Origin of the sequence: Acidovorax sp. 62 (genome assembly GCF_002754495.1) — a bacterium.
GTDB lineage: Bacteria > Pseudomonadota > Gammaproteobacteria > Burkholderiales > Burkholderiaceae_C > Acidovorax.
This window is the reverse complement of the sequence record NZ_PEFJ01000001.1, coordinates 2,401,038-2,416,069: the sequence shown is the minus strand read 5'-3', so window position 1 is coordinate 2,416,069 and position 15,032 is coordinate 2,401,038. Positions and strand designations below refer to the sequence as shown.

At 66.3% G+C, this 15,032-nt stretch carries 14 protein-coding genes; 9 read left to right on the top strand and 5 right to left on the bottom strand.

Features of this window, described 5'->3' with window-relative positions; all coding sequences use genetic code 11:
- Positions 1 to 12: 12 nt before the first annotated feature.
- Together CLU86_RS10875 and CLU86_RS10870 are read right to left on the bottom strand one after the other, a co-directional pair.
- Positions 13 to 261 (bottom strand): DUF3297 family protein, encoded by a 249-nt coding sequence (locus CLU86_RS10875; protein ID WP_099656036.1) that lies wholly within the window; start codon positions 259 to 261, stop codon positions 13 to 15.
- A 229-nt stretch (positions 262 to 490) separates the two neighbouring features.
- Positions 491 to 1,396, bottom strand: coding sequence for a LysR family transcriptional regulator (locus CLU86_RS10870; protein ID WP_099741612.1), 906 nt, complete (start codon positions 1,394 to 1,396; stop codon positions 491 to 493).
- 85 nt (positions 1,397 to 1,481) lie between these two features.
- On the opposite strand from CLU86_RS10870, the gene CLU86_RS10865 reads away from it, so the two are divergent.
- The 4 genes from CLU86_RS10865 to CLU86_RS10850 all read left to right on the top strand — a co-directional run bounded on the left by CLU86_RS10865 (position 1,482) and on the right by CLU86_RS10850 (position 6,744).
- Positions 1,482 to 2,858, top strand: a complete 1,377-nt coding sequence (locus CLU86_RS10865) for an acyclic terpene utilization AtuA family protein (protein ID WP_099741611.1) — start codon at positions 1,482 to 1,484, stop codon at positions 2,856 to 2,858.
- Positions 2,855 to 3,241: a hypothetical protein gene (locus CLU86_RS10860; protein WP_233194949.1), complete on the top strand. Its 387-nt coding sequence runs from the start codon at positions 2,855 to 2,857 to the stop codon at positions 3,239 to 3,241. Before CLU86_RS10865 ends, CLU86_RS10860 begins: the two co-directional genes overlap by 4 nt.
- Positions 3,242 to 3,415: 174 nt before the next feature.
- Entirely contained in the window at positions 3,416 to 4,408 is a 993-nt protein-coding gene (locus CLU86_RS10855) for a tripartite tricarboxylate transporter substrate binding protein (protein WP_099741610.1), read from the top strand.
- A gap of 215 nt (positions 4,409 to 4,623) precedes the next feature.
- Positions 4,624 to 6,744: an alpha/beta hydrolase domain-containing protein gene (locus CLU86_RS10850; RefSeq protein WP_099741609.1), complete on the top strand. Its 2,121-nt coding sequence runs from the start codon at positions 4,624 to 4,626 to the stop codon at positions 6,742 to 6,744.
- Between the two features lie 148 nt (positions 6,745 to 6,892).
- Here the strand turns inward: CLU86_RS10850 and CLU86_RS10845 are convergent, their stop codons facing one another.
- Positions 6,893 to 7,924 (bottom strand): LacI family DNA-binding transcriptional regulator, encoded by a 1,032-nt coding sequence (locus tag CLU86_RS10845; RefSeq protein WP_099741608.1) that lies wholly within the window; start codon positions 7,922 to 7,924, stop codon positions 6,893 to 6,895.
- A gap of 390 nt (positions 7,925 to 8,314) precedes the next feature.
- On the opposite strand from CLU86_RS10845, the gene CLU86_RS10840 reads away from it, so the two are divergent.
- Both CLU86_RS10840 and CLU86_RS10835 read left to right on the top strand, forming a co-directional pair.
- On the top strand, positions 8,315 to 9,274 hold the full coding sequence (locus CLU86_RS10840) for a tripartite tricarboxylate transporter substrate binding protein (RefSeq protein ID WP_099741607.1): 960 nt from the start codon (positions 8,315 to 8,317) through the stop codon (positions 9,272 to 9,274).
- A 131-nt stretch (positions 9,275 to 9,405) separates the two neighbouring features.
- Positions 9,406 to 10,575: a mandelate racemase/muconate lactonizing enzyme family protein gene (locus tag CLU86_RS10835; protein ID WP_099741606.1), complete on the top strand. Its 1,170-nt coding sequence runs from the start codon at positions 9,406 to 9,408 to the stop codon at positions 10,573 to 10,575.
- 46 nt (positions 10,576 to 10,621) lie between these two features.
- On the opposite strand, the gene CLU86_RS10830 is transcribed toward CLU86_RS10835, so the two are convergent.
- Entirely contained in the window at positions 10,622 to 11,515 is an 894-nt protein-coding gene (locus CLU86_RS10830; protein ID WP_099741605.1) for a LysR family transcriptional regulator, read from the bottom strand.
- Between the two features lie 125 nt (positions 11,516 to 11,640).
- On the opposite strand from CLU86_RS10830, the gene CLU86_RS10825 reads away from it, so the two are divergent.
- Genes CLU86_RS10825 through CLU86_RS10815 form a run of 3 tightly spaced genes read left to right on the top strand, consistent with a single transcriptional unit; the run spans position 11,641 to position 13,525 of the window.
- A complete protein-coding gene (locus CLU86_RS10825) occupies positions 11,641 to 12,507 on the top strand; it encodes an MBL fold metallo-hydrolase (RefSeq protein WP_099741604.1) in 867 nt (288 codons plus the stop codon).
- Between the two features lie 48 nt (positions 12,508 to 12,555).
- Positions 12,556 to 12,849, top strand: a complete 294-nt coding sequence (locus CLU86_RS10820; RefSeq protein WP_099741603.1) for a hypothetical protein — start codon at positions 12,556 to 12,558, stop codon at positions 12,847 to 12,849.
- Positions 12,850 to 12,865: 16 nt separating this feature from the next.
- On the top strand, positions 12,866 to 13,525 hold the full coding sequence (locus tag CLU86_RS10815; protein ID WP_099741602.1) for a DsbA family protein: 660 nt from the start codon (positions 12,866 to 12,868) through the stop codon (positions 13,523 to 13,525).
- A 328-nt stretch (positions 13,526 to 13,853) separates the two neighbouring features.
- Here CLU86_RS10815 and CLU86_RS10810 read toward each other — a convergent pair whose 3' ends face one another.
- A complete protein-coding gene (locus CLU86_RS10810) occupies positions 13,854 to 15,002 on the bottom strand; it encodes a zinc-binding dehydrogenase (RefSeq protein WP_099741601.1) in 1,149 nt (382 codons plus the stop codon).
- Positions 15,003 to 15,032: the final 30 nt, after the last annotated feature.

Here is a 15,032-nt window from a genome sequence, read left to right as displayed (position 1 = left end):
CGCCGGGCCGGGTCAGCGGTAAAACGCTTCGACCGTGCCCTTGAGCTTGATCATCACGGGCTGGCCCTTGCGGTCCACCGTCTTGCCTGAAGGCACTTTGACCCAGCCTTCGCTGATGCAGTATTCCTGCACATCAAAGCGCTCTTTGCCATTGAAGCGGATGCCGATGTCGTGTTCGAACACGGCGGCGTTGTGGTGGGGGCTGCGCGGGTCGGACGAGAGGTGGTCGGGCAGGGCGGGGGCGGCGGTCGCTTCGGTCATGGGGGCGGGATGGAGAGAAATGCTAAGGGGCGAGATTTTCGCGGATTTGCGGGCCGGTGTGCGGGGCTTGCCTTGCCAGTCTGCGGGGTTTCCGGCCTTTGGGTGGGTGCGAGGTGGGTCGCACGGGCTGTCTGTGTCGCTTGTTTTTGAATCAAAATGGCTTGCAGCGCTTGATGGATAAGCGCTGGCAGCTATTGATTTAATAGCTTTTTCCGTTGCGTTCCCTGATTCAAGCCAGCCGGGGCTTGCGCGCCACCACCCACTCGTACAGCGACTGGGCGGCGGCCGACAGGCTTTGGTCACGCCGCCGCACCAGGTATATCTGCCGCTGCAGACCGGGCAACGGCAAAGGGCGCGTGACCACCCCCGGCTGCTGGAAGTGAAACAGCGTGAGCGCGGGCACCACGCTGATGCCCAGGCCCGCCCGCACCATGCCGGTGACGGTGGCCAGTTGCTCCACCTCCATCAAGGTGTGCATGCCCTGGGGGTGAAAGGCGGCCTCCAGGTACTGGCGCACGCTGCTGTTGCGCGCCAGGTGGATGAAGGGGTAGGTGGCCAGGTCGGCCACGGCCAGCGGCTTTTTGCGCCGTGCCAGCGGGTGGGCGTCGGGGCACACCAGGTAAAAGGCATCGCTGCAAAACGGCTCGGCCTGCAGTGCGGGCGTATCGGCGCGGATGGCGGCCAGGGCAAAGTCGGCCGCGCCACTGGCCACGCGGTCAATGCAGGGCTCAGACAACACATCGGCAATGTCCACCGCAATGCCGGGGTGGGCCTGCTGGTAGCTGGCCAGCACCTGCGGCAGCCAGCCCGCCGCCAGCGAAGGCAGCAGCGCCACGGCCACGCGGCCGCGTTGCAGCGTGACGGCATCGCGCAGGGCCGCCACGGCGGCGCGCATCTCGGCGCGAATGCGGTGGGCTGATTCGAGAAAGTTCACCCCCTCAGGCGTCAGGTCCACATGCCGGGTGCTGCGGTCAAACAGGCGCGCGCCCAGCTCGTCCTCCAGCGCTTTGATCAGCGCACTGAATGCGGGTTGTGACAGGTGGCACTGCGCGGCAGCGCGGGTAAAGCTGCGGTGCTCGGCCAGCGCCACAAAGGCATCGAGCTGGCGGGTGGAGAGGGCGGGGTTCTCATTCATTTGCTTTGCAGATGGATTGATTGCAACAATCGATTTCACAGAATAGCGCAGCCTGCGTACATTGCGTCGCAGGAGACAGCAAACGATGTCACAACACATCCCCCACCTGCGCATTGGCTGCGCGGCCGGCTTTTCGGGTGACCGCACCGATGCCGCTGCGCCCGTGGTGCAGGCCCTCATCGCCAGCGGCCAACCCGCTGTGCTGATTTTTGAAACCCTGGCCGAGCGCACCCTGGCGCTGGCCCAACTGGCACGCCGCACCCAGCCCGATGCGGGCTACGAACCCCTGCTGGTGGACTTGCTGCAGCCCGTGCTGGCCGATTGCCTGGCGCACGGCGTGCGCATCGTCAGCAACTTTGGCGCTGCCAACCCAGCCGGGGCCGCCCGCCGCATCCACCAGCTGGCGGCCGAGTTGGGCCTGCGCGCCCCGCGCATTGCTGTGGTGCAGGGCGACGACCTGAGCGGCCCCCACCACCGTGCCTTGCTCGAACGTGCCCTGGGCTCTGCGATGCCCACCGAGCCCATCGTCAGCGCCAACGCCTACATCGGCGCACAGGCCATTGCCGATGCGCTGCGCGCCGGGGCTGACATCGTGGTGTGCGGCCGCGTGGCCGACCCATCGCTGGTGCTGGGCCCGGCCATGGCGCACTACGGCTGGGCGGCAGACGACTGGGACCGCCTGGCCCGCGCCACCATGGCGGGCCATCTGCTGGAATGCGGCGCGCAAGTCACCGGCGGCTACTTTGCCGACCCTGGCTACAAAGACGTGCCCGGCCTGGCCACGCTGGGCTACCCGATTGCCGAGATCGACCCCGACGGCCACTGCACCATCACCAAGCCCACAGGCACGGGCGGCTGCATCAACGAGCGCACGGTGAAGGAGCAGCTGCTGTACGAGCTGCACGACCCCGCCGCCTACCTCACGCCCGATGTGGTGGCCGACATCACCGCCGCGCAGGTGCTGCCCGTGGGGCCTGACGCGGTGCGGCTGGAAGGTGTGCGCGGCCACCCGCAGCCGCCCACGCTCAAAGTGAATGTGTGCTTTGAAACCGGCTGGTTTGCCGAAGGCGAAATCTCTTATGCAGGCCCGCGCGCCGAAGCCCGCGCCCGCCTGGCAGGCCAGGTGCTGCGCGAGCGGCTGCAGGGCCTGGGCCCGGTGCGTGTGGACCTGATTGGCGTGACCAGCGTGCTGGGCGACGACGCCAGCACCTGGCTGGATGCGCCTGCTGCGGGCCTGGACGAAGCCCGCGATGTGCGCCTGCGCGTAGCCTTGCAGCACCGCGACCACGCCAGCGCCCAGCGCCTGGTGCGCGAGGTGACGGCGCTGTACACCTGCGGCCCTGCGGGCGGCGGCGGCGTGCGCACCGCCATGCGCCCGCGCCTGGGCACCGTGTCGTGCCTGGTGCCGCGCAGTGCCGTGGTTACCGGCTACCAGATGTGGAATGAAGGAGGCCTGCAATGACCGAAACGCGCACTGCCGAGGCCGCCCCCATGCTCACCGTGCCCCTCTACCGCCTGGCCCACAGCCGCACCGGCGACAAGGGCAACCGTTCCAACCTCAGCGTCATCGCCTGGCACCCCGCGCTGTGGGATGTGCTGGTGCAGCAAGTGACGGAAGAGGCCGTGGCCCGCCACTTTGCCGCCCGCCAGCCCAGCCGCGTGGCCCGCTACCTGCTGCCCCAGCTGCACGCCATGAACCTGGTGCTGGACGACGTGCTGGACGGCGGCGTGAACGACGCCCTCAACCTCGACAGCCACGGCAAGACGCTGAGCTATTGGCTGCTGTCGTTGCCTGTGCAGGTGCCCGCCGCGCTGGCCCGGCACCTAGCTGGCCCAGACCTGTGATTGCTCTGTGATCGCCCCTGTTTTTGTCGTTGATTGGCCATGAATCCACTGGAACCGTTCACGCTGAGCCTGTCGAAGCGCTGCGCAAGGCTCGGGCAGGCTCAGCCCGAACGGACGGTGTCGGTTCAACTGCGCTGAATCAACTTATTTGCCCGTAGAAAAGAAGGAGACAACATGCCCGCTAACCGCTTTGCCTTGAATCGACGCCACGCGCTGACAGCCGCCGCCGGTGCCCTGATGGCCTTGTCCATCGCCGCACCCGCTGCCGCGCAAACCTTTCCGGCCAAGACCATCACCTTCGTGGTGCCCTTTGCTGCGGGCAGCGCCACCGACCAGCTGGCCCGTGCCGTGGGCCAGTCCATCACCAACGACACCAAGCAGGCCGTGGTGGTGGACAACAAGGCCGGTGCCAGCGGCATGATTGCCGCCGCCGCGGTGGCCAAGGCCGCGCCCGATGGCTACACCATCCTCATCACCACCAACACCACGCACGCCGCCAACGAGCACCTGTACAAAAAGCTCTCGTACGACCCGGTGAAAGACTTCGCCCCCATCTCCGGCCTGGGCAAGGGCGGGCAGGTGCTGGTGGTCAACCCCGCATCCCCGCACAAGAGCGTGGGCGAGCTGGTCGCCTTTGCCAAGAAGAACCCCGGCAAGCTCACCTTTGGCAGCGGCAGTGCATCGAGCCGCGTGGCGGGCGAAATGTTCAAGCAGCTTGCGGGCGTGGACATCCTGCACGTGCCGTACAAGAGCAACCCCTTTGCCATCACCGACCTGCTGGCCGGGCAGATCGACTTGATGATCACCGACACCTCCACCGGCATGCCGCAAATCAGCGCGGGCAAGCTGCGGGCGCTGGGCTACTCCACCCAAAAGCGCAGCCCCCAACTGCCTGAGGTGCCCACCATCGACGAAGCAGGCGTCAAGGGCTACGACATGGGCTACTGGTTTGCCGCCTACGCCCCCGCAGGCACGCCCGCTGCTGTGGTCACCCGCCTCAATGAGCTGATGCAGAACGCCACCAAGAGCGCCACGGCCAAGTCGTTCTTCGACATGTCTGGCTCAGAGGCCTGGACCACCACCCCCGCCGACCTGGCCAAGTTCCAGGCCGCCGAGACCCTCAAGTGGGGCAAGGTGATCAAAGCCGCCGGGATCGAGGCGGAATAAGTCCAAGGCCTGAGGCAACCTCCTCAGGCCTTTTTTTTCTACAGCTGCGCTACACCACCGGCCCGCCCGCCGGTGTGGGCGGAGCTTTGCCCGCAGGCCATTACCGCGCCCTGCGCAACCCCAACGTGAGCGATGAGCAGCGCAACAGACGCTGCCGCTTTTGCGTAGAGAGAACTCGCCCTTGCGGCGATATCCATCCAACCCTAGGAGACAACATGAAGCAACTTCATGCATTCGGCAAACTGGCCCTCACGGCCGCTGCTGCAGCCGCCCTGGCTGCGTGCGGCGGCAGCGATTCCACCCCCACCAAAGCCCCAGCGTTCAAGCTGGAGGTCACATCCACCGAGGCCTTCCCCGGCACCTACGGCGATGTGGGCGAGTACGAAACCGTCAAAGGCACGCTCAGCGGCGAGGTGGACCCGGCCGACCCCAAGAACGCCGTGATTCAAGACCTGGCCCTGGCCCCCACCAACGCCAATGGCATGGTCGAGTACAAGGCCGACTTCGTCATGCTCAAGCCCAAGAACATGGCCAAGGCGAGTGGCGTGCTGCGCTACGACGCGCCTAATCGCGGCAATATCCTCACCCTGCTCAACCCCACGGCCACGCCCAGCGATGCGGTGTACCTGGAGCGCGGCTACGTGATGCTGTACTCGGCCTGGCAGGGCGATGTGCCCAAGAGCAGCGCTGCGCGCCTGACTGTGACTGTGCCCGTGGCCAAGAACAAGGACGGCAGCAGCATCACCGGCCCTTACCGTGCTGAGCTGGTGCCCACCGCCGCCACCCCCGCGATGACATTGCCCGGCGGCGTGTTCAACGGCACCATGATCCCGTACGAGCCCGCCAGCCTGGACAACACGCAGAGCGGCTACTCGCTCACCCGCCGCGCCAACGAGACGGATGCGCGCGTCATCATTGCGGCTGCCGACTGGAAGTTCGCCACCTGTGACACGGGCACCAACGCCTTCCCCGGCACGGCCAGCCCCACCAGCGTGTGCCTCAAAGGCGGGTTTGACCCGGCGTATCTGTACGAGCTGGTTTACGTCGCCAAAGACCCCAAAGTCATGGGCGTGGGCCTGGCCGCGCTGCGCGATACGGTGAGCTTCTTCCGCAGCAAGGCGGCCGATTCCACCGGCACTCCCAACCCGCTGGCAGGCCGCATCCAGTACACGCTGGGGCAGGGCACCTCGCAGTCGGGCAACGCGATGAAGACCTTCCTGCACCTGGGCTTCAACCAGGCGCTCGATGGTGGCAAGGTGTTCGACGGCATGTACGCCCACGTCGCCGCGCGGCAGACCAACATCAACACCCGCTTTGCCGTGCCCGGCGGCGGTGGTGGCCTGCGCACCGACCACACGGCCTTCGGCCAGACGGCACCGCGCGGGCTGGACAAGGACTACGCAGACGACATCAGCGGCCGTCAGGGCGGCGTGATGAAGCGCTGCGCTGCCACCAACACCTGCCCCAAGTTCTTCCTGGGCCTGTCGGGCACCGAGTTCTGGCAACTGCAGGGCTCGCCCGTGCTGACCGACGCCAACGGCACCAAGGACCTGGCGCAGCCCGACAACGCCCGCATCTACTACTACGCCAGCACGCAGCACGGCGGGGCAGGGGGCACGGCCAGCATTGCCTATGCGCCCACCCGCGCCACCTACCCCACGGGCACCGTGGTGCACTTCAACGACACCTTCCGTGCGCTGTTCTTGAACCTGGAAGACTGGGTGGTGCGCGGCACGCAGCCACCCGCCAGCCAGGTGCCCAAGCTGGCCGATGGCACGCTGGTGCGGCCCGAGGCACTGGCCTTCCCGGCCATGAAGGGCCTGACCTGGGCGGTGGGCGGCGTGCAGACGGCGATCCCCGACTTCAGCTACCGGGGCCTGTACAACAACTTCCCGCTGTTCGACTTTGGCCCGCAATACGTCCCGCAGGACGAAGCCGGCATTGCCACCGTGCTGCCCCCGCGCAACCTGGGCCGCGACTACGCCATCCTCGTGCCGCAGGTCGATGCGTCCACAGGCTTGACCCGTGCAGGCATCCGCAGCGTGGAGGCGCGTGCGCCGCTGGGCACCAGCATCGAGTTCAACTACGTGGCCACGCCCGGCATCACCGACCTGGCCAACCTCACGGGCAGCTTCATCCCCTTCCACAAGACGCGCGCCGCGCGGCTGGCGGCGGGCGATGCACGGCCCTCGCTGGAAGAGCTGTATGGCACGCAAGACGGCTACGTGACGGCCGTGACCGCCGCCGCCAACGCGCTGGTGGCCCAGCGCCTGCTGCTGCAACGCGATGCGGACTTGCAGATTGCGCGGGCCAAGGCGACGGTGGTGCTGCCCTGATCGCCAGTGCGATGACCTGCCTGGACGTTGCTCTGGACGTGGCTCCAGGCAGGTTTTGAGTAAAAAAGGGCTGCAGCGCTTGAAAAAATAAGCGCTAGCAGCTATCAAATAGATAGCGTTTGTTGATGACAGAGGATGCCCGCTGCCTTCACTCTGGCATCTGCCGGTCTGTGTGGCCCGGGCCGCCGGTCGATTCCCGCTCGGCAATCCAGAAGCCCACATCCACGATGGGCTGCTCTATGGCCTCGCCCCGGCAGCGCTGGGTGATCATCTGCGCGGCCAGTTGGCCGATGCGTGCGCCGTCGATGTGCACGGTGGTGAGGGAGGGGTGCATGTGCTGGGCAAAGTCTGCGTCGCCGAATCCGCACACGGCCAGGTCCTCGGGCACACGCAGGCCCCGGGCCTGGGCTTCGACGATGACGCCCTGGGCCATGGCGTCGGAGCTGCAATACACGGCCTGCAGGGTGGGGTCTTGGGCCAGCAGTTCGGCCAGGGCGCGGCGGCCCAGGGCCAGGCTGCTGGGGGCGGGCACCATGGCCGTGGGCACGTCGCGGCCCATGGCGGCCACAAAGCCGTCGCGGCGCAAGGCGGCGCGGTGGTCGTTGCCGGTGGCAATGCCCACGCGGCTCCAGCCTTGGGTCAAAAAGAACCCGGCAATGGCCGCGCCCACTTTGGTGTGCGAGAAGCCCACCACCATGTCCACCGGGCGCTCGCTCAGGTCCCAGGTCTCCACCACCGGAATGCGCAGCTGCCCCAGCCGTTCGCGCGCCTTGGGCGAGTGCACCAGGCCTGTCACCACGATGCCGTCGGGCTGGCGCGCAATCAGGGTGTTGAGCAAGTCTTCCTCGCGGGCGTAGTCGTAGCCGCTTTGGCCCAGGATGAGCTGGTAGCCCTGCGCGGCCAGGGCCTCGGTCAGCGCTTCAACCGTGGGCAAAAACTGCTGCACCGAGATGGCGGGCACCAGCGCTGCCACGGTTTTGCTGCGCCGCGACTTGAGCCCGCCCGCCAGCAGGTTGGGGATGTAGCCCGTCTCGCGCACCGCCTGCTGCACGCGGGCGATGGTTTTTTCAGACACCAGCGAGGGGTTGCCCAGCGCACGCGATGCGGTGATGAGCGACACCCCGGCCACGCGGGCAACGTCGTGGAGCGTGGCGGCTTTGAAGGGAGTGGGCGAGGACATGGGGCGCGATGGCTCAGCAGTGAACGGCTCTAACAGGGTGGGCAACGTAGGGTAGGCAAAGTGTGGGAGGGCGGCGTGCTGCACGCTGCCCGGGTGGGATTGTCGGTCATGCCCGGCACTTGTCACGCCGTCTTGCAGGGTTGACATTTTAAAAATGACAACGTTATCATTGCTGCGGCTGACTGGTTTCAACCGAGTCAGTGCAATCACTCAATGGGCTGAAATGTGGGTAGAAGCGGAGCGTTTTGGGAGCTGTGTGATGGGTTTTATTCTTCGTTTAAAAATGACAACGTTGTCATTTTCAAAGAAATGAACCCGGTCGCCCGCCTCGCACCGAGACCCATCCCGCCGCCGGCACAGCCTTCAATCAGGAGACAAGCAATGCAATGGATGAAAAACGTTTTGGCGGTGACCGCCCTGGCCTGCAGCGCGATGGCGTGCCATGCGCAGGCGTGGCCCGACAAGCCGGTGACGCTGGTGGTGCCGTTCCCGCCCGGGGGTTCTACCGACCAGGTGGCCCGGGCCCTGAGCACGCGGCTGAGCGAGCGGTGGAAACAATCGGTGGTGGTGGACAACCGGGCCGGGGCCACGGGCACGATTGGCGCCACGTTTGTGAAGCGGGCGGCGCCCGATGGCTACACCTTTCTGGTCAGCTCCCTCGGCCCACTGGCGATCACGCCGCATTTGCTCAAGGGTTTGCAGTACGACCCGCTCAAGGACTTTGACCTCATCACCGTGGCGGTGCAATCGCCCAACGTGCTGGTGGTGCCCGCCAACTCGCCCCACAAGTCCGTGGCCGATGTCATCGCCTTTGCCAAGGCCCATCCCGGGAAGATGAGCTTTGCCTCGGCGGGCAGCGGCAGTAGCGACCACCTGACGGCAGAGCTGTTCTGGCAGCAGACGGGAACGAGCGGGGTGCACATTCCCTACAAAGGCGGCGCCCCCGCACACACCGATTTGATCGGCGGGCAGGTGGATGCGTCGTTCCAGAACATCAACGCCGTCGTGCAGTACGTGAAGAACGGCCGCATGCGTGCGCTGGCCATCACCAGCGCCCAGCGCTCGCCCGTGCTGCCCGATGTGCCGACGCTGGCCGAGGCGGGCGTGAAGAACGTCGAAGTCACCTCCTGGCAAGCCGTGGTGGCGCCCAAGGGCTTGCCCCCGGCCATCCGCGATAGCGCCTATGCCGCCGTGGCCGAGGCGCTGAACCACCCCGCCGTGCGCGAGCAGTTTGTCTCCATCGGTTTTGAGATGGTGGTCAACACCCCGGCGCAGTTCGCGGCCTTCCAGCAAGCCGAGTCTGCGCGTTGGAAGCGGGTGATCGAGGCCGGAAAGATTTCGCTCGACTGAGGCACGCCGTGGGGCAGGGCGGCGGGCAGGCCTGTGGGCGATTTGGCCCGCCGCTGTATTCCCCGTGCGCTCCGCTTCCCGCCAGCCCCGTTCTGCTTCCTGTTCCTTATTGTTGTTTTGAAAGACTCGCCGTGACGACTGCTTCTTCCCCTCTCGCTTCTGCCGCCGCTGCCCCGGGCGACCGTATCACTTGGCTGCGCGTGTCGTCGTGCTACCTGCCGCTGGCCCAGCCCATCAGCGATGCCAAGGTGCTGACGGGCCGCCAAAAGCCCATGACCGAAATCGCCATGCTGTTTGTGGAGGTGCAAACCGCGCAGGGCCACCAGGGCCTGGGGTTCAGCTATTCCAAGCGCGCGGGCGGGCCCGGGCAGTTTGCGCATGCGCGCGAGATCGCCCCGGTGCTGATCGGCGAAGACCCCAGCGACATCGCCAAGCTGTGGGACAAGCTGTGCTGGGCCGGTGCCTCGGTGGGGCGCAGTGGCCTGTCCACGCAGGCCATTGGTGCCTTTGATGTGGCGCTGTGGGACCTGAAGGCCAAGCGTGCGGGCCTGTCGCTGGCCAAGCTGCTGGGTTCGCACCGCGACTCGGTCCGCTGCTACAACACCTCGGGCGGCTTTTTGCACACGCCGCTGGAGGAGTTGCTGGTCAACGCATCGCACTCCATCGGCCGGGGCATTGGCGGCATCAAGCTCAAGGTGGGCCAGCCCGACGGCGCGCTGGATGTGCACCGGGTGGAGGCCGTGCGTAAGCACCTGGGCGATGCGGTGCCCATCATGGTCGATGCCAACCAGCAATGGGACCGGCCCACCGCCCAGCGCATGTGCCGCACCTTCGAGCAGTTCAATCTGGTCTGGATCGAAGAGCCGCTGGACGCCTACGACCACGAAGGCCACGCCGCGCTGGCACTGCAGTTCGACACCCCCATTGCCACCGGCGAGATGCTGACCAGCGCGGCCGAGCATGGCGACCTGATCCGCCACAAGGCGGCCGACTACCTGATGCCCGATGGCCCGCGCGTAGGCGGCATCACGCCCTTTCTCAAGATCGCTGCCAAGGCCGAAGACGCTGGCCTGATGCTGGCCCCCCACTTTGCGATGGAGCTGCACGTGCACCTGGCGGCGGCCTACCCCAAAGAGCCCTGGGTAGAGCACTTTGAGTGGCTTGAGCCGCTGTTCAACGAGCGCATCGAGATCGCCAATGGCCGCATGCTGGTGCCCCAGCGCCCGGGCCTGGGCATCTCGCTAAGCGACCAGGCCCGTGCCTGGGTGCGCGAGTCTTGCGAAGTAGGCGCCAAAGGCTGAAGCCCGCCCGTGTGTTAGTGGCTGCTATTGGGGGGGCGCCGGTGCGCTACCACGGCACCTGGGCAAACCGCTGCACCAAAAAGTCCAGCAGCGCCCGCACGGCGGGCGACAGGTGCCTGCGCGAGGGGTACAGCGCATAAATCGTCATCACCGGCAAATCCCAGCCCGGCAACACGGCCTGCAGCTCGCCGCTGTGCAGGTGCGGGTTGACGAGGTAGGTTGGCTGCAGCGCAATGCCGCCGCCCGCCAGCGCCGCACGCATCAGCGTGGTGGCCTCGTTGGCGCTGAAGTGGCCTGACACGCCTACCCGCTCCACCACATCACCCTGCGTAAGCTGCCACACGCTTTTGCCAAAGTTGGCATAGCTCAGGCAGCGGTGCTGGGCCAAGTCGGCGGGCTGCTGCGGCGTGCCGTGCGCGGCCAGGTAGGTGGGCGATGCGACCAGGGCCGATGTGCACTGCGCCAGCGGTCGACCGATGAGGAGTGGATCGGGCTCGGCGCTGATGCGGATGGCCAGGTCGATGCGCCGCTCCACTAGGTTCAGCGAGCCTTCGCTGGCATCCAGATCAATCTTGAGCTGCGGGTGCTGGGCCAGAAAATCGGCAATCGCCGCACCCATCTGCGCAAACGCAAACGACACGCTGCAGGTCAGCCGCAGCTGGCCGCGCAGCTCGCCCTCGGCGGTGGTGGCGGTTTCTTCTTCCAGGTCTTCGCTCAGTGCCAGCATCTGCTGGCAGCGGCGCAGGGCCAGCTCGCCCGCATCGGTCAGCGTCACGCTGCGGGTGGTGCGCTGCAGCAGGCGGGCCTGCAGCCACTGCTCCATCTCGCTCACATAGCGCGTGACCATGGCGCGCGACATATCGAGCTTGTTGGCCGTGGCGCTGAAGCTGCCACTGGTGGCCACTTCAGCAAACACGCGCATGGCGGTCAGGCGGTCCATAGGGTGTTTATTTGATCGATTTGTGAAACAAGTTTGCGCATTTTATGGTGTTTATTAGATCGATTGGTGCAAATAAACTGCATCCTGTGATCGACGCAACCCCCTCAAATTCTGGAGAAACCGCCATGTTCCGCACCACCCTCATCGCCGCCACCCTGTCCCTGGCTTTTGCCGGCGCCCAGGCCGCCCAGCCCCTGCAAGTCAAGGTCTACAACGCCGACGGCAACAGCTTCAACGTGAACTCGACCCTGGTCTATGGCGAGAAGGAAGCCATGGTCATTGACGCAGGCTTTACCCGTGCCGACGCGCTGCGCATTGCTGCCAACGTGCTCGACAGCGGCAAGGAACTCAAGACCATCTACGTGAGCCAGGCCGACCCTGACTACTACTTTGGCGTGGAGACCATCAAGGAAATCTTCCCCAAAGCCGAGGTGGTGACCACCCCCGCCGTGCTGGAGAAGATCAACGCCAAGCTGGCAGGCAAGCTCGGCTTCTGGGGCCCCAAGATGGGCGCCAATGCACCACGCACGCCCGTGCTGCCCAAGGCCCTGAGCGGTAACACCCTCACGGTGGACGGCCAGACGGTGGAGATTCGTGGCACCACAGGCGCACTGGCGCACCGCCCCTACGCCTGGATTCCATCGATCAAGGCCGTGGTGGGCAACATCGGCGTGTTCGGCACCAACATGCATGTGTGGACAGCCGACACCCAGACCGTGGCCGAACGCAGCGCCTGGGTGGCCCAGCTGGACGAAATGGCCGCCCTGCAGCCCACCGTGGTGGTGCCAGGCCACATGCCCGCAGGCACAGCGCTGGACGTGAGCAACGTGACCTACACCAAGGGCTACCTGCAAACGTTTGAGAAGAATGCCGCCGCCACCAAGACCAGCGTCGAACTCATCGACGCGATGAAAAAGGCCTACCCCGCCGCCCCCATGGGCCTGTCGCTGGACATTGGCGCCAAGGTGAACAAGGGTGAGATGAAGTGGTAAGCGCGAGGCCAATGCTGCCCCAGCCCACCGTTTGAAAGGAACCAGACCGTGACCGCAACGCACCCCCTCCAGCAAGTCCTGCAGCACTTGCACGCCGGGCGCTGGAACGCGGCGCACGATCTGGTGCAGCACGACGGCTCCATGCTGGGCGCGTGGTTGCACGGCATCCTGCACCTGCAAGAGGGTGACTTAGAAGACGCCGAAAACTGGTACGACCGCGCCGCCCGCCACTTCCGCAGCCGGGGCACGCTGGCCGAAGAAATTGCGGCGTTGGAGGCCGCGCTGGCCGCATCCTCCGCACCAGCAGCGGCGCCGTCTGCCTCCACGCCGCCTCACATTTAAAGAGAGACTTTCATCCATGACTTCCATGCCCACCGTCACGGTGACCTACCTGTTCGACCCCCTGTGCGGCTGGTGCTATGCCGCTGCACCTGCGCTCCAGTACCTGCAGGGCGTGGAGGGTATCGATGTGGCACTCGCACCCACCGGCCTGTTTGCAGGCGCGGGCGCCCGGCCCATGGACGCGCAATTTGCCGCCTACGCCTGGGCCAACGACCAACGCATCCAGCAGCTCACGGGCCAGCCCTTTACGCAGGCCTACCGCGATCGCATCCTGGGTGCTGCGAATGGCCGTTTTGACTCCGGCCCCGCCACGCTGGCCCTGACCGCTGTGGCCCAGACCGCGCCCGAGCGCGAGCTGGATGCGCTGCATGCCCTGCAGCACGCCCGCTATGTGGATGGCCGCGACAACACCGACCCCGCAGTGATCGCTGACGTGTTGCGAGCCACTGGACTGCAAGAAGCGGCTGATTTGGCCCTTGCCCCAGACACCGCATTGCAGCGCGCCACCGCCGAACGCACGGCCACCGCCCAGGCCATGCTGCGCGCCGTGGGTGCGCGCGGCGTGCCGCAGTTGGTGGTTGCAGGGAAGGGCGGGGCGCTGCAGCTGCTGGGCGGCGATGCGCTGCTAGGGGCGCGCGAGCAGTTGGTGGCGCTGGTGCGTGCGGCTGCGGCTTGAAGGCAGCGCAGCGCGCCACTTTTAAACACCAAGAACCGTTCACGCTGAGCCTGCCGAAGCGCCGCGCAGGGCTTCGACAAGCTCAGCCCGAACGGTGTTGAGTGATCGCGAAAGTGGGTTCATCAAACCCATTCACGCTGACCCTGTCGACGCGCCGCGCAGGGCGTCGACAAGCTCACCCCGAACGGTGTTGAATGATTGCCAAAGTGGGTTCATCAAAGCCCGTTCACGCTGAGCTTGTCGAAGCGCGGCGCGAGGCATCGACAGGCTCAGTCCGAACGGGAGGGAATGGTTCAACGCGAGTCTGCAGGATGGCCTTCGCGCTGGCTCACCCCATCGACGGATCAATCAACACCTTGGCCCCCGTGTTGCGCGGGCCATAAAAGGCAATCGCCTCGGCGCTCAGTGCACCCGCCAGCGACACCGTGCGTGCGTAGTGGCTGGCAAACGTGGTCTTCAGCTCCGCTGCCACACGCGCACGCAGCGCCTGGGCAGCCTCTTCGCCCATCTTGTGCAAAAACGGAAACAGCAGCCACCCGCCCATGCCCCAGGCCATGCCAAAGGTGCGGTGCACTTCGGTGGGCCGCGTGTCCAGGTGGCCATACAGGTACACCTGCTTGTGCACCGCCGATCCGTAGCGGCTGTATTCCTTGGCCGTGCGGTTGATGGCCGCCTCCATGCACTGCAGGATCTGCCCGGCCAGCGTGCCGCCGCCCGTGGCATCAAACGCAATGGTGGCGCCCGTGGCGGCCAGTGCATCCGTCAGGTCGGCTATGAAGGTGGGCGCACTGCTGTCGCACACATGCTGGGCACCTATGCCGCGCAGCAGCGCAGCCTGCTCGGGCTTGCGCACAATGTTCACCAGGCCAATGCCGTCCTTCTGGCACACCTTGTTCAGCATCTGCCCCAGGTTGCTGGCCGCAGCGGTGTGCACCAGCGCCGTGTGGCCTTCGCGCTTCATCGTCTCCACCATGCCCAGGGCCGTGAGCGGGTTCACAAAGCACGATGCGCCTTCTGCCGCCGTGGTGCCGTGCGGCAGCACCAGGCACTGCGCTGCGGGCATGGCACGGTATTGCGAATACATGGCCCCGCCAATCACCGCCACCGTGCGCCCCAGCAGCGCCTGCGCGGCGGGCGATGCACCCGCCGCCACCACCAGCCCTGCGCCCTCGTTGCCCACCGGCATGCTCTGGCCCAGGCGCGCCGCCATGTTGGGCATGGCGCGCTCAGGGATGCGGGCCGTGGCCACAGGCCGCTCTGCCGTGCCGGTGACCTGCACGGTAGACAAATCGGCCGGGCCCAGCAGCAGGCCAATGTCCGACGGGTTGATGGGCGTGGCCTGCACCTGGATCAGCACCTCGTCCGGCCCTGGTGTGGGCACGGGCGTGGGCTCCAGGCTGATCTGCAGCGTGCCATCGGGCTGGACGAGGGAGCGCAGTTGCAGGGCGGTGGTGGGAATGGCAGTGGTGGTGGTCATGGCTCGCTTTCGGTGAAAAGACGGGGCGCC